This window comes from Atopobium sp. oral taxon 199 str. F0494 (genome assembly GCF_000411555.1).
Classification (GTDB): domain Bacteria; phylum Actinomycetota; class Coriobacteriia; order Coriobacteriales; family Atopobiaceae; genus Lancefieldella.
Map to the genome: position 1 here is coordinate 684,031 of NZ_KE150486.1, position 13,648 is coordinate 697,678.

The following is a 13,648-nucleotide window of genomic DNA, read 5'->3' on the forward strand; positions in this document are numbered from 1 at the left end:
ACAGAGCGGCCAAAAGCGTGCGGCAAGACTCTCTGTACGCCATAAACCGTACCCTATGAAGTATACGGTAACACGCCCACCTAAAGGAGAAGGAGGGCGTGTTTAAAATTGCGCTGTCATCGCAGGAATTACAATATATTTCTACAATTCTTTCTATAATTCGCGTCATCTGAGACGCGCAACGTCCAATGCAACGCCGATTCTACATCATCGCAGGTCTGACATGGGTAACGCCGGGAACATGTTCGATGAGGATACGCTCAATGCCTTCGGACATGTCATAGGCAGACATGGGGCAACCGGCACAGGCTCCCGTCATCTCAAGCGTTACCGTTCCATCATCGTCCACATCAATCAGTTCAACATCTCCGCCATCCGCCTGCAGACTCTGACGAATAACGTCAAGCGTAGCTTCCAAAAGTTCCCTGTTGACTGCCATGTCATTCTCTCCTTGCTAAAAAGCCGCCGTAAACGCTCCTATCATACCCAAAGAATGGCAAATGATACGATTAGCCGATAGACGAGAAGAGATGCCCCTCGCTGGCTCCTTCGAGGCGGTTCGGCAGAGGCTCGCCCTTGAAAGCGGCACGTACCGCCAGACACACGCGCTCTACCTCCGACGTTGTCTGCCTGAGATCAAGCAACGTCGCATCAACCATCAGACGAGAAACACCACTTGAAAGCAGCACTGCCACCTCAGGAACCGCGTCAAACGGCTTGGGACTCCAAATGCGCGAGCGTCCGTGAAGGTCCGTTATCACGGGCATGTAGTCATTGTCTATGCCGCAAAGGTAGTGGGGCTCAAGGCGCAGCTTGCACATATCGCAGTCATGTGCGCACTTCCCTGTTGACATCAACACACAATGCTCCGAGGTCATGGTACGCGTACGACCGCTGACCAGGTATCCAACAGGAACAGAAGCGTTTTTTGCAAGGTGCATAATTTCCGCAAGCGTCAGCTCAGAGTTAAGCCAAACGCCGCAAGCTCCCCTGTCAGCCAAGGCTGCAAGCGCATAGTCGTTGTGGATAGGAATACATTCGCGAATCTCAGGAGCCGCGCCCCGTGCATACGCCAACGCCAACTCGGAAATATTGCCGACAGCTACGGGTATCCCGCTGCGAATGAAGGAATCAAGGCGCTCGTGGTCCACCTCGCGGCAGACCTCGTCAAGCCACGGTATGACGCGCTGTTTCAGCTCCTGCGGCCACGCGTATTCCTCAAGTACGTCAGCGGTTGCATAGAGACGACTCGCGCCCGCGTCAAGCGCGGCATAAGCTTGGCGCGGAGAAACCACCAGAGCGCATACCTCCGCATGAGCCACTCGCGGGCAATCAGAAGTGAGATCTTTCACAAGCGTTGTCTCAGTGCCGGCAGCATGACGTTCCTTTTCAGCGGCGCGGCACTCTTTTTCAGCAGCGCGGCGCGAAAGGGGCGCCGTGTGTTTCTCGCGGCTGCTATATACGGCAAGAATTTCTTTTTCAAGCGCATCGCAGGCCTTCGTGCGCACTGTGTGAACAGCAGAAAAGCTCATGCCGCAGCCCGCGTCAAGTTCGATGTCAAAACAGACGGGGTCAAAAGGGGTCGCACCCATGCGGCCTACATGCTCCGTAAGTTCAGCGGCGCTGACCGCCTTGGTACGAGCTGCCTCAACGATAAAGCCTTCAGCGCAAGCGGAAAAGGTGCCGTCTGCGGTAGTGAGCTCAACAGCAAACGGCCGACCAACTTTTGCAAAAACGCGTACGGTAACGGCGCGTTTACGGGGATAGTCACGTGAGGAGATTTGCTCCGCTTTTAAGCGCGCCGCCTCGGAGCGAATCACACGCACGATGGAGCCTGGCTGCATCACACGAGCGGCTCTGACCGTCAGGGTATCTCCAGGCGCAGCTTCACACGGCGCTAAGGCAGTCAGGAATTTAGTCGGGTCATCAAGGGGTCTGATTTCGAGCAGGTCTCCTTTGCCGATGGGCGCGTGCACCGTCACGTCAACGTCCGCCTGTTTGTAACGACGCAACTTGACGCGGCCACCGTTGAGCCCTCCCTTTTTCTCAACAGCATCTTCAAGCGCGCGGCCACCCACAACCTCGCCGACCATCTCGCCACGGTTATTTGACCGCTCGTAGCTCATCATTTCATTGCCTGCGGTTCCGTGCAGATATGCGTCAGTCAGCCCGCGATTAAAGGAACGCTTAAGCAGGCGATGGCGGCAGGCCGCAGCAGTAGCGGAGTCTTTGCCGGCCGCCAAAGTGTCAAGCGCTTCTCGATACGCAAAGACCACCGAATAGACGTATTCGGGAGCCTTCATGCGGCCTTCAATCTTGAGCGAACCTACGCCCGCTTGCGCTAACTCCGGCAGGTCGTCAATGGTGCAGTAATCCTTGGGACACAACAGGCGGTCAAACTCCGGGCGTGAAACAACCGTATGTGCAGCGTCCATCAGCACATACGGAAGACGACAGGGTTGTGCGCAAGCGCCGCGGTTGGCGGAGCGGTCCCCGCGCATGGAGCTCATATGGCAGATACCCGAGTAGCAAAAACAAAGTGCACCGTGGCCAAAGCACTCCACTTCAACGCCTTCTTGGGCGATACGGGCAATTTCTTGCAGGGCCAATTCACGAGAAAGCGTCACGCGGCAGGCGCCAATTTCACGACAGAATGCAACGCCACGCGCGTCATGAATGTTCGCCTGCGTGGAAACATGGCACTCCATCTCAGGCCAGGTTGTTCTTACCTGTGCCAGAAGACCCCAGTCTTGAATAATGAAGGCATCGGCGCCTAACAGCCACGCGCGGCGGACAAGCCTCAATACGCGCTGCATCTCGTCCCATTTGACTACCACATTGACCGTCACATACACGCGTGAGCCAGCAAGGTGTGCACGTCTGCACGCCGCCGCAAATGAAGCATCGTCAAAGTTATCAGCGCTGCGCCGCGCATTGAAGCTACTACCAAGGCCGCAGTAGATAGCATCAGCGCCTGCCGCCAGCGCCGCATTGAACGCGGCGGGACCTCCCGCCGGAGCGAGAAGCTCCATGGAGGCAGCTGCGGGCAGCGGATCTGCCGTTTGAAGCGCACTTGATGAAGCCTGCGTCCATGAGGCTTCATTCATACGGTTTTTCTCGCCGGGAACAAGCGCGCGCTCACGGCGGTTTCGTTCATTCATCTATATACCTTGCTCAAATGCTGCTATCGGCCAAATTGCTGAGTGCTGTCGTGCAGGCTCAGCCGCTTACCTTTGTATCGCGGAAAGTGGCGGATGCACCATATCCTTATCGGAAAGGATGACACGCGCGGGATCAAAGCTCTTCTCGCCGAGAAAAGCCGGCCAGACGATACCTATCTCGGGATCGTTCCACATAACGCCACCTTCATCGCCTGGATGATAGGTGTCGTCACACTTGTAGCAAAACTCAGCTTCGTCCGAAAGCACCAAAAACCCGTGCGCGAAACCTCGCGGAATAAAGAATTGGCGACGGTTTTCCGCAGAAAGGGTAATTCCTTCCCACATACCCCAAGTAGGGCTACCTGCACGCAAATCAACAGCTACGTCAAAAACAGCGCCGCGTATGACCCGAACAAGTTTCGCCTGGGGATGCGCAATTTGAAAATGAAGTCCCCGAAGCACACCCTGCACCGAAGAGGATTGATTATCCTGCACAAAATTCGCGTCAATACCGCCTGCGAGAAAGTCTTCACGGCGATAGGTCTCCATAAACTGCCCACGGAGGTCGCCGTACGCCTTCACGTCAACTACTACTACGCCCTCAATTGAAGTGGGGGTAAACGTGAAATTGCCCGATGTTACGGAACGTCCTGTCAATTCAGCCACAATACGGCTTCCCTTCCTGTATGATCTACTTGCTGTCTCACCGCTTGCTTGGTGACCCGACAGATAACTATACTCAAACAAGCAGACAACTCAAACAAACAGCCAATGAGTACGCTATTATTATTCCAGTAAAACTCTGACCGGACCGCACAGAAGGAACATCGTGAGGATTCTTGCAATCGTCCCCGCATACAACGAAGAAGCTTGTATCGCGGATACTGTTACCGAATTGACGCAGACATGCCCATTCATCGATTACGTCGTCATCAACGACGGATCAGCCGATAATACGCTGGCCATCTGCCGCCGAAACAACTTCAATTACATAAGCCTGCCGGTCAATGGCGGGCTTTCAGCGGCATTTCGTGCCGGCATGCGCTATGCCAAAGACCATGGGTACGACGCGGCCGTGCAGTTTGACTCTGACGGCCAGCATATGCCGCAATTCATCCCCGTCATGGCAGAAGCGCTCGAGCGCGACCATGCAGATATTGTGATCGCATCCCGCTTTGTGACTAAGCAGCGCGGATCAAGCGCTAGAGAGATTGGCTCCAAGCTTATCAGCTGGCTTATCAAACGCAGTACCGGACAGAGTATCACCGATCCAACATCCGGCATGCGCATGTACAACGCCTCAATGATTGATATCTACGCTCGTTCGTTTGATTTCTCTCCGGAGCCAGATACTATTTCGCTGTTAATGCGCAAGGGCGCGCGAGTCAGCGAAATTCAGACCGAGATGCGCGAACGTCAGGGCGGCAAGAGTTATCTCAACTTTTACAGCTCCATCGTCTATATGGCGCGCACGTGTCTTTCACTTCTTCTGTTCCAGTGGTTTAGATAACCTGAGATAAGGTGGTCTCATGTCCATAATGCTCCGCATTTCTTTGCTTCTTGGCGCCCTCTTTGCGCTCGGCATCGTTATCCACAGCGTTCGCAAATCGCGAATCCGCATTTCGGATTCGGTATTCTGGGTTACATCGGCGACCCTTCTTCTGCTGTTCGCCCTTATCCCGCAGATTCCCTTTTTCTTTTCTCAACTTTTTGGGTTTGTCTCAACCAGTAACTTTGTTTTGGTCGTTGTTATCGCTCTGATGCTCATCAAACTGTTCCACCAGTCCTGCAGCATCTCGCAACTGACTCATAAGGTCGAATCACTTTCCGCCACAATCGCCCTTCACGATAAAGAGCTGCGTGACGAGAAGAACCTCGATCACATTACCGATTCCAACCACTCCGTACGGACGTAGGGTCTAACGCTCTGCCGTCTCATCGGACTCGCTGACGGCAGCGTTGTTGATAGCGCTGGATTTGACATTGACTCCGCGCAATCCCAGCGCACAAAAAACGCCGAATACTATGGCAAGCACCAAAAGCGATGCGTCATACAGAAGACAGGCGCCCATGATGCCCCACGTTGTAATGAAGTAACTTGAGGCCACAAAAGCAAAACCGGCACCGCATGCGTAACTCACCAAAACACCGACCTGTTTTCTCATCGTAACCACGGCGTAATAGAGGATTACCGTAAGCGCGTTAAGCCACCCTCCTACCAAAAGCACCATAAGCTCCACTTGATACGGAGAAAAATCAAGTCCGTACAGCGCGCTTAAAACCGGTACCCCCAACGGCCATGCAAGAGCCATCGTAAGTACTGTAGCCAGCGTCACTACGCCGAAACCCTTAAGGATAAGGGACAAAAACGCGCCTGTATTTCGTGAGGTCCAGCGCTCGGCCATGTCGGTCAAAAGCGGCTTAAAGACGAAATTACTTAAAAGATTGATAACCATCGCCGGCATAGAGAGCACCGCATAAAACGTCTGATACTCTTTGCTCATAAAACTTGCCATCGCATACTTGGGTGCTCCCACTACATATGTCAGCAAGAATGATCCGGCAAAAAGCGGTGCCGTAGTCAGTAGTAATTTTCCAATAAAGCGCAGATCAAAAGATGGTTTGAGCGACTCCATCGCCTTTGCAGGTGTATAAATCAACACAACCATCACAACTGCGGATGCCGCAAAAGAAACAAGGCAAGCTACCAGCAAGTTCTTAGTAAGCACAACGCCAACGGCAAACGCAATAACCGTCGTCAATACCCGGAAGAAAAACGCACGGCCCGCAATGTCAAGCCGTCCGTGCTGCTGAAACATGCCGTGAAATACGTCTTCAACAACATCAAACAGGCGCAGCGAAGCAATCAGGGTAAAAAGCAATCCCTCGTACGTCAATCCCTGCGTAGCAGCGGAATACACCACTACGCCAACCATCATGCATACCGTTGTAATACAGCGTGCTCCCAGATAAACGCCAAACGGGAACTTTTCTTCCGTATCGGTCGCCTGATACGTGCGAATTTCAAAATGACCGACTACCATGAGCTGCTGCGCAATCGCATACGCCAGCGAGAAAATACCTCCTGCAGCAGCGCCCATCGTTTGCGTCACCGCCATCAGCATGAGGACCGTTGACGCAGCGTTCATCAGAGAGCCAAGCGTGTTCCAAAAATAGTTTTTCCGCATTTGCGTCGGAGACGTTTCGATGTTCATGAGCCCTTCTCGCCGTACTTCACTTCACGTTCTACGTTTCCCGTATGCCACTCGTCTCAAACTACGAGCGGCGGGACGTGCGGTTTACATGGTGCCGAAGGCCTTAAAGGCATCCCGGCTTCCCTTGGTAACATCGATGTCTTTCCACTTGCCAAAATCAAGTCTGCCAGGATGATGGTTCTTACGATCACCCTCCGGAGGGAGCTGCATGTAATCACCGTATCCCAACCGCAAAAGCTTGTCGTATTCTTTGGGAAGAACCGTAGTGATGTCTTCAAACGGAACACGAACGGTCGGAAATACATCGCTTTTGCTCATGGTCCAATTTTCGGGATCAGGCTCAACGAAACTGGCGTAAACGTCGGTTTTTTCATGCTCACCAAGACGAGCCGCCCTGTCCCAATGGCTCAAAATGAACTTTGACGGAACATGCAGAATTCGTAAAGCCCAGTGAATCAAAAAACACCCCACGAGAGCCACTTTGCGTTTCCAGCCTCCCAAAGGTATATGCGGCCTGGGTGTTGCGCGCAGGAAATTCAGACGTCCCCAAAACCAGGTACGCCGCCGCGCGCGGGCATATATTTTTGGATCTTGGGGGACCTTGTCGAACGGGAAGATGCCAATGGAGATAGCATAGGTAAACGGACAGCCCATGAACTCGTCAGGTACGCAGACCGTATCTCTCAAAGACAGGTTAGAATTCACCGCAGGAAAGAAGTCGTCGGTACGGCCGTTTTGAATGATGAAGTCCGGTCGGATACGCGACGGACCCTCTGAGAGAAACGTCTCATAGTCCTCGCGAAACATCGAAATGTCCACATCGTCATCCCAGGGAATGAAACCCTTATGCCGAATGGCACCAATCTCGGTACCGCCGTACGCTTGATAGGAAATACCCAGCTCACCACAGACACGATCAAGCTCGTCCATCAGCATGGTGGAAAGAATCTGGACCCGGCGCAATTCCTTTGGGTCATCATAGCTTCTATACGTTTCAAATCCCACAAAGACTCCAGCCGACAAGTTTCGGTCAATGTTTCTATAATACAGGTAATAAAACGCTCCACAACAAACGCCTCACGACGGGATGATATCATGTACACATCAGCCGATCACACCTTTGCTATATGCGCCTACGGGGAAAGCCCGTATTTGGAAGAGCTCATCCACTCGCTTAAGGAGCAGACGCTCTCTACTACGCTGCTCCTCGCAACCTCCACTCCCAATGATTTGATTCGCGGCCTTTGCGAGAAGTACGACATCAGAATGTATGTCAATGACGGACCCGGAGGCATCGCCGGAGATTGGAACTTTGCCGTCAGCTGCTGCGACACTCCTTTAGTAACTATCGCCCACCAGGACGATATATACAAGCCCGCCTATGCCGAAGAAATGCTTACGCGCATAAACTCTTCAATTTTACCTCTCATATACTTCACCAATTACAGCGAGCTCAGAGACGGGCGTGAAGTGAATGACAACAGACTGTTGAGTGTCAAGCGCCGTCTGCTCTATTCCCTTGGCAAGCTTGAAAACGCAGGCAAACGATGGGCAAAGCGACGCGCGCTTGAGCTGGGGTGTGCCATCTGCTGCCCTTCTGTCACCCTCTGTCTCCCCAATCTTGAGCTTCCTGTTTTTGAAGCCGGATTCGGCTCAAACCTCGATTGGCAGGCATGGGAGAGAATCAGCCGCAAGGAGGGGGATTTCCTTTACAACACAAATGTTTTGATGCTCCATCGGATTCATGAAGATTCCGAAACCAGCCATCTCATACGCGATAACCGCCGCGAGGCAGAAGACCTTGCAATGCTTAAAAAGTTCTGGCCGGCTCCTATAGCGGAACTTATCAACCTTGCCTACAAAAGAGGTCAAAAAAGCAATGGGTGAGAAAGGCTGTCTTGCGGTCAAGGCCTCCCTGCACCTCTTGAGGCCGCTCCTGCGTTTCTTGTATAAGCTCTTGCCCTTCACGAGCGGCGCAGTCGCCTTCCATGCCTTGTATACTTAAAACGTTCTGACCAAAAATCATTGGAGAGCCATGCTTAACTTTGCCGTTGGACCCGTACCATCCGCTGATGAGATTCGCGCGCTGGGCGCACAAAATGTTCCTTATTTCAGAACCCCGGAGTTTTCCGCCGTCATGCTCGAAAACGAGCGGCTCCTCTGCAAGATGGCACACGCTCCAAAAGACTCCCGCGCCGTATTTGTCACGGGCTCCGGCACTTCTGCCATGGAAGCCGTAGTCACAGGTACATTAACCCGCGACGATAAAGCGCTCGTGGTTGACGGTGGCAGTTTCGGACATCGCTTCCGCCAGATGCTTGAACTCCACGAGATTCCTCATACCGCTCTTGAACTTACCTACGGTACTCCCCTTACCGAAGCCGACTTATCTCCTTTTGACGGCAAAGGCTACACTGCATTTCTTGTCAATTTGGGTGAGACCTCTCAAGGCATCCTGTACGACGCGGACCTTATCGCCCGTTTTTGCGAGAAGAACAATCTTTTTCTCATTGTTGACGGCATCAGTTCGTTTTTAGCTGACCCCTTTGATATGGAAGCCTTAGGAGCAGGCGTACTGATTACAGGCGCGCAAAAGGCTCTTGCCTGCCCTCCGGGCATAGCTCCAATTGTGCTTGCTCCTCATGCTGTCGAGCGCATCACAAACATTAAAGCGCCGTGCATGTACTTGGACCTTAATGCTCTGCTCGAAAACGGCCAGCGGGGACAGACTCCCTTTACCCCTGCCGTCAGCACCCTCATTCAGATCAACAAGCGTCTTCAGATGATTGAAGAAACCGGAGGCGCCGACGCGGAAGTTGCACGCACGGCCGCCGTCGCGCGAGACTTCCGTGAGCGCGCAGCGGATCTGCCTTTTGACATGCGCCTTGTTTCTCCCTCGAATGCCGTAACGTTTTTGCATACGCGCACCTATTCCGCAAAGCACATCTTCCAGACCCTGAAAGACGATTACGGTATGTGGGTCTGTCCAAATGGCGGAGCCAACGCCGACACCTCGTTCCGTGTGGGTCATATCGGATGTCACCCGCTCAGCGACAACGCTCTTCTGGTAGCAGCTCTCTTTGATCTCAAGCGTCGAGGTCTTCTGACTCCAAGGAAGTAATCTATGACAAAGGTAATTACATACGGTACTTTTGACCTGCTTCATTACGGTCATATCAACCTTCTCAAACGGGCAAAAGAGCTTGGGGACTACCTTATCGTCGGCGTAACGGCCGAGGCCTACGATATGGCCCGCGGAAAGATTAACGTTACACAATCGCTTTCCGAACGCATCGAAAATGTACGTGAGACCGGTCTTGCCGACGAAATTATTGTCGAAGAGTACGAAGGTCAAAAGATTGACGATATCAAACGCTATGGCATTGACATTTTTGCCATCGGCTCCGATTGGAAAGACAAGTTTGATTACCTTTCCGACTATTGCAAGGTGGTATATCTCGATCGCACCAAAGGTATCTCAAGCACAAGCCTGCGTGCAGAGGACAACCGTCTCAAAGTCGGCCTCATCGGTGACGCTCCTTGGCTGGACAAGTACCGCCGGCAAGCCCGGTTTGTCAACGGCATGGAGATTGTAGGGGTCGCAACTTCCCACAAAGAGTCGCTCGCTAAAGGACTCGCCGCACTCCCTCTGGTTACAAGCAACATCGACGAACTTCTCGCCGCCGTAGATGCGGTAATCATCTCTTCCGACCCGCTGTTGCACCACGCGCAGGTGGAGCATGCGCTCAAGGCGGGCAAGCATGTGCTGTGCGAGTCTCCGTTTGCTCTCACGACCCATGAAGGCGAGGCGCTGGCGTCATACGCAAGCGAACACAACCTTGTGCTCCAAGACGCCATCAAGACCGCCTATTCCACGGCGTATCACCGACTCTGTCTGCTGGTCAAGGGTGGGAAAATTGGTAAGGTCGTCTCCGTCGACGCAACTTGCACCACACTCCGTTACAGCAAAGACGACAACGCGGTTTCGGGCGCTAACTGGGGCGGCATGGGCGAATGGGGTCCCATCGCGCTGCTTCCCATTTTCCAGCTTTTGGGCACCGGCTATACGTCTAGGCAGATAGTCGCCCGCGGCGAGAAGGGCTATGTGCACGAAGGGGAATTCACCAAGATTGATTTGGTGTACCCGAATGCGGTTGCCTCCATGAAGGTAGCTACCGGCGTTAAATCTGAAGGCGAACTGATCGTCTCCGGCACCGATGCCTACGTGTATGTCCCCGCGCCCTGGTGGAAGACTGACTACTTTGAAATCCGCTACGAGAACCCTGCCGACAATAAGCGCTACTTTTATCAGCTTGAAGGCGAAGGATTTCGCTACGAACTCATCACCTTTGTGCAAGCGGTATCCACGGGTCGGGAAAATTCTTACATCACGCGAGACATTTCATCCGCACTCTGTCAGATTATGGGCGACTACTACAACAACCCTGACACCCTCAGAATCGACTAAGTTTTCTCCTAAGATTCTCACTTGATTTTGAGTTCGCGCCAGTCGGGCGTCGCTGAGAGCACCGTACCTATAATGATGACGATACAACACACTGCGGCTAGCGGCGTCGGTATCGCCTCAGGCATGATGGCCGGCAGCAGCACGCCCGCAAGAGCCGCAAAAATAACAGCCCATGCAGAATACGAAATGTTCAGCGCCATGCCGCGAGAGGCTCCAATAGCGTCAATCGCTTTGTAGTAGAAGAGATACGATACGGTACCGGCTAAAGCAGCGAGAAGAACAACGACATTTGCCGGCGACACCGCCGTCTGAACGGCAAAGCCAAACGAACCCGTCAGGGGAACCACAACAATGCCATAGGCAAGAGCTGAAGTGGTCTCGCGAATCTGAAGCGCAGTTTCATTGTCAACGGCGGCATCTTGCATACCCCAGGCTAAAATGACCGCCTCAGAACCCCATCCAAAAACGCAGGCGCAAACGCCGATGATGCCAACGACTACGTTGCCGTTCCCGGTAACAGCATCGGCTGAAGTAAGCCCCATAAGCATGACGCCCACAAGCGCCGCGAGAAGTGCCAGCACTTGTTTGAGATTCATGCGTTCCTTCAGCAAAAGCCAGGCCAGAACCGAACCAACCGCAGGATAAAAAGCGGAAATAGCTGCTGTATAACCCGGTCCGATATTGTTGATGGCCGCAAGATAGCCACTCATACCGATAGGGCCACCAAGCAGCGCGCCAAGCATAACCACTTTTCCACTGCGCGTTTTCAGAGCGGAAACGGTATCTTTCAGACGTCCCCGAACGCCCATGAATACCAAGAGGATCAATGCTGCAAAAACATCATGCGCACACGCGCTGACAATTGATGCCTGAGACGCGTCAAGATACGGCGCCATGCCAAGAGCCACGCCTAAAATTACCGTATCGACCGCCCAAAGGATACCGCTCGCCAATCCGTATTGCATAGTAAGGTCCTGCCTTCCCGTCCGATGCCTTACGCTTGATTTTCTTCATACCAGCTCAAAAGCCGGTCTACATACTGTGCGGCGTAGCGATAATAGATAAAGAACCACTCGCCCACATTTTCGCCTTCAGCCTCTTTAACAAGTGACCAAAGGTACCAGCACCATCCTGCGAAAACCACATAGCTCCAGAAGTGACGACGCTCTTCAAACGTTGCAGCGCGTCCGAAATAATAGTCAATGGCTTTGTTGGCTTCCTCATCGGAAAGCTCGCAACATACTGTAAAAGTGCCGAAATCACTTGCCTCATCAGACATGCCCGCGTATTCCCAATCGATCAGGCTGCAGGTATCGTTCTCATCAATAAGGAAGTTGAGACAGAAAAAGTCATTGTGGGAAATGACTGTTTTGGCATGGTCAGCATCGGCATACGCTTTAAGTTTCAAGATCTTCTCGCGCAGCTCAAAATAACCGGGAACCTCAATGGGACCGCGCTCCTTTAAGACCTTCTCATAGCTGAGGCCTTCATCAACAAAGCTGAAGCGCCGCTGAAGCACAGCTCCGCTCTCGTGAAGCGTACGGTCCATCTCCATGGCTCGCCGCAGATGCTCAAGATCATGGGGATCAAGATTCTTTGCGTTGTTCACAAAGTGAGATATTTTCCATCCCTCTTTTTGATCTTCGTAGATAAACGTATTATCAAGGCCCAGCTCTCGAGCAAGGCGAAGACCTGCCTCTTCGCCTGCTCGGTCAACAAGCTTCTCCGTTCCGACACCGGGATGGCGATACACGTACTCTTGCGCATGCTCGCCATAGCCAACCGTAAAATGGGCGGAAAGATTGGTAAGTCCCTGCTTGAGTGGATAAAAGTCATGAATGTCGGATTTCTCGCAGTGCAGTACAGAAACGATGTTGTCAAATATCTCGGAATCAATGTTTTCAATAAAGGTCGGATCAAATTCACGCAGTTCATCAAGGGAGTCAAACTCATTGATAACCCCATCGGGGTATTTGCGAATAGCCATAGGAAGCTGCTTGATATGGTCAGCGTAGATATCTTCCCACAGTTTATCGGCAGTCTCCGGCCTGTCGTAAACCGCCTCGAGAATCTCAACGAATCGTTTTGAGAAAGCACGGTCAAAATACACATGTCCAAGCATGACCCACGCGTCAAAACCACCGATCTCAACGCCAGTGATACGACCTCCCGACCCCTCTTTCAGGCACCACTCTTTCGTAGGTCCCGCGACATAAGCAGCCGAGTAATACGCGCCATACACGTAATGTTCAAAGGGATTGACGGTAAAGTAGTCGTCTGATGAACAGACATAGGTATTGCCCAGTTGATTTCTGACGTGCCAGAGCGTCGAGTTGTTATTGCGCGTCGCATAGTCGGGGTTGACCACAATGGTAACGCCGTATTTGCCCGCAAGGTAAAAGAAGTACTCCTTCTTGTATCCCACAACCACGGTGATATCAGTGATGCCTGCCTCCATAAGCTGGAGAATCTGACGTTCAATCAAAACTTCTCCACGCACTCTCAATACGCCTTTCGGCTTTTCGTATGAGATGGGAGCAAAGCGAGAAGAAAGTCCCGCCGCCATAATAATGGCATTGTCGACGGCATACGGTTTAAGCGCTTCCAGGCCCTTTCGAGTGATCATGCGGTCTTCAATGAGTCCTTGATCCTCAAGACTTTTGACAGCAGCGTTGACCGTTCCAAGCGAAAGCTCCGTTGCCTCAGAAAGCTGACGCTGGCTGAGCTTTTCATTTGTACTCGCAAACATCTTCAGAACAGTAAAAACATTCTTTGTCAGTGCCATACAACCTCCCTGCGTTCAT

The 13,648-nt window shown here is 52.5% G+C and carries 12 protein-coding genes; 5 read left to right on the plus strand and 7 right to left on the minus strand.

What is annotated here, in order from left to right; genetic code table 11:
• Positions 1-202: 202 nt before the first annotated feature.
• The 3 genes from HMPREF1527_RS03045 to rfbC all read right to left on the minus strand — a co-directional run bounded on the left by HMPREF1527_RS03045 (position 203) and on the right by rfbC (position 3,827).
• Positions 203-439 carry a NifU family protein gene (locus HMPREF1527_RS03045; protein WP_016477231.1) on the minus strand — a complete coding sequence of 79 codons (237 nt, stop codon included), beginning with the start codon at positions 437-439 and terminating at the stop codon, positions 203-205.
• Between the two features lie 70 nt (positions 440-509).
• Complete coding sequence (locus tag HMPREF1527_RS03050) at positions 510-3,161, minus strand: U32 family peptidase (RefSeq protein WP_016477232.1); 2,652 nt, start codon at positions 3,159-3,161, stop codon at positions 510-512.
• Positions 3,162-3,227: 66 nt separating this feature from the next.
• Positions 3,228-3,827 (minus strand): dTDP-4-dehydrorhamnose 3,5-epimerase, encoded by a 600-nt coding sequence (gene rfbC, locus HMPREF1527_RS03055; RefSeq protein ID WP_016477233.1) that lies wholly within the window; start codon positions 3,825-3,827, stop codon positions 3,228-3,230.
• A 163-nt stretch (positions 3,828-3,990) separates the two neighbouring features.
• Between rfbC and HMPREF1527_RS03060 the strand changes: the two genes are divergently transcribed.
• Together HMPREF1527_RS03060 and HMPREF1527_RS03065 are read left to right on the plus strand one after the other, a co-directional pair.
• Entirely contained in the window at positions 3,991-4,671 is a 681-nt protein-coding gene (locus tag HMPREF1527_RS03060; protein ID WP_016477234.1) for a glycosyltransferase family 2 protein, read from the plus strand.
• A 19-nt stretch (positions 4,672-4,690) separates the two neighbouring features.
• Positions 4,691-5,077, plus strand: a complete 387-nt coding sequence (locus HMPREF1527_RS03065; protein ID WP_016477235.1) for a DUF2304 domain-containing protein — start codon at positions 4,691-4,693, stop codon at positions 5,075-5,077.
• Between the two features lie 3 nt (positions 5,078-5,080).
• Here HMPREF1527_RS03065 and HMPREF1527_RS03070 read toward each other — a convergent pair whose 3' ends face one another.
• On the minus strand, positions 5,081-6,376 hold the full coding sequence (locus HMPREF1527_RS03070) for a lipopolysaccharide biosynthesis protein (RefSeq protein WP_016477236.1): 1,296 nt from the start codon (positions 6,374-6,376) through the stop codon (positions 5,081-5,083).
• An 84-nt stretch (positions 6,377-6,460) separates the two neighbouring features.
• Entirely contained in the window at positions 6,461-7,381 is a 921-nt protein-coding gene (locus tag HMPREF1527_RS03075) for a phosphorylcholine transferase LicD (RefSeq protein ID WP_016477237.1), read from the minus strand.
• A 90-nt stretch (positions 7,382-7,471) separates the two neighbouring features.
• Here HMPREF1527_RS03075 and HMPREF1527_RS03080 point away from each other — a divergent pair, with 90 nt between their 5' ends.
• The 3 genes from HMPREF1527_RS03080 (at position 7,472) to HMPREF1527_RS03090 (ending at position 10,844) form a co-directional block, all read left to right on the plus strand.
• Positions 7,472-8,263 carry a glycosyltransferase gene (locus HMPREF1527_RS03080; protein ID WP_016477238.1) on the plus strand — a complete coding sequence of 264 codons (792 nt, stop codon included), beginning with the start codon at positions 7,472-7,474 and terminating at the stop codon, positions 8,261-8,263.
• Between the two features lie 148 nt (positions 8,264-8,411).
• Positions 8,412-9,497 (plus strand): alanine--glyoxylate aminotransferase family protein, encoded by a 1,086-nt coding sequence (locus tag HMPREF1527_RS03085; protein WP_016477239.1) that lies wholly within the window; start codon positions 8,412-8,414, stop codon positions 9,495-9,497.
• A gap of 3 nt (positions 9,498-9,500) precedes the next feature.
• Positions 9,501-10,844, plus strand: a complete 1,344-nt coding sequence (locus tag HMPREF1527_RS03090) for a Gfo/Idh/MocA family oxidoreductase (RefSeq protein WP_016477240.1) — start codon at positions 9,501-9,503, stop codon at positions 10,842-10,844.
• Between the two features lie 17 nt (positions 10,845-10,861).
• Here HMPREF1527_RS03090 and HMPREF1527_RS03095 read toward each other — a convergent pair whose 3' ends face one another.
• Complete coding sequence (locus HMPREF1527_RS03095; RefSeq protein WP_016477241.1) at positions 10,862-11,809, minus strand: DMT family transporter; 948 nt, start codon at positions 11,807-11,809, stop codon at positions 10,862-10,864.
• 29 nt (positions 11,810-11,838) lie between these two features.
• A complete protein-coding gene (locus HMPREF1527_RS03100; RefSeq protein WP_016477242.1) occupies positions 11,839-13,629 on the minus strand; it encodes an NTP transferase domain-containing protein in 1,791 nt (596 codons plus the stop codon).
• Positions 13,630-13,648: the final 19 nt, after the last annotated feature.

Bases quoted from the DNA above. Each gene is read 5' to 3' on its own strand.
- HMPREF1527_RS03100 (WP_016477242.1), bottom strand. From the start codon at position 13,629: ATGGCACTGACAAAGAATGTTTTTACTGTTCTGAAGATGTTTGCGAGT.
- HMPREF1527_RS03090 (WP_016477240.1), top strand. From the start codon at position 9,501: ATGACAAAGGTAATTACATACGGTACTTTTGACCTGCTTCATTACGGT.
- HMPREF1527_RS03070 (WP_016477236.1), bottom strand. From the start codon at position 6,376: ATGAACATCGAAACGTCTCCGACGCAAATGCGGAAAAACTATTTTTGG.
- HMPREF1527_RS03080 (WP_016477238.1), top strand. From the start codon at position 7,472: ATGTACACATCAGCCGATCACACCTTTGCTATATGCGCCTACGGGGAA.
- HMPREF1527_RS03045 (WP_016477231.1), bottom strand. From the start codon at position 439: ATGGCAGTCAACAGGGAACTTTTGGAAGCTACGCTTGACGTTATTCGT.
- HMPREF1527_RS03085 (WP_016477239.1), top strand. From the start codon at position 8,412: ATGCTTAACTTTGCCGTTGGACCCGTACCATCCGCTGATGAGATTCGC.
- HMPREF1527_RS03065 (WP_016477235.1), top strand. From the start codon at position 4,691: ATGTCCATAATGCTCCGCATTTCTTTGCTTCTTGGCGCCCTCTTTGCG.
- HMPREF1527_RS03095 (WP_016477241.1), bottom strand. From the start codon at position 11,809: ATGCAATACGGATTGGCGAGCGGTATCCTTTGGGCGGTCGATACGGTA.
- HMPREF1527_RS03050 (WP_016477232.1), bottom strand. From the start codon at position 3,161: ATGAATGAACGAAACCGCCGTGAGCGCGCGCTTGTTCCCGGCGAGAAA.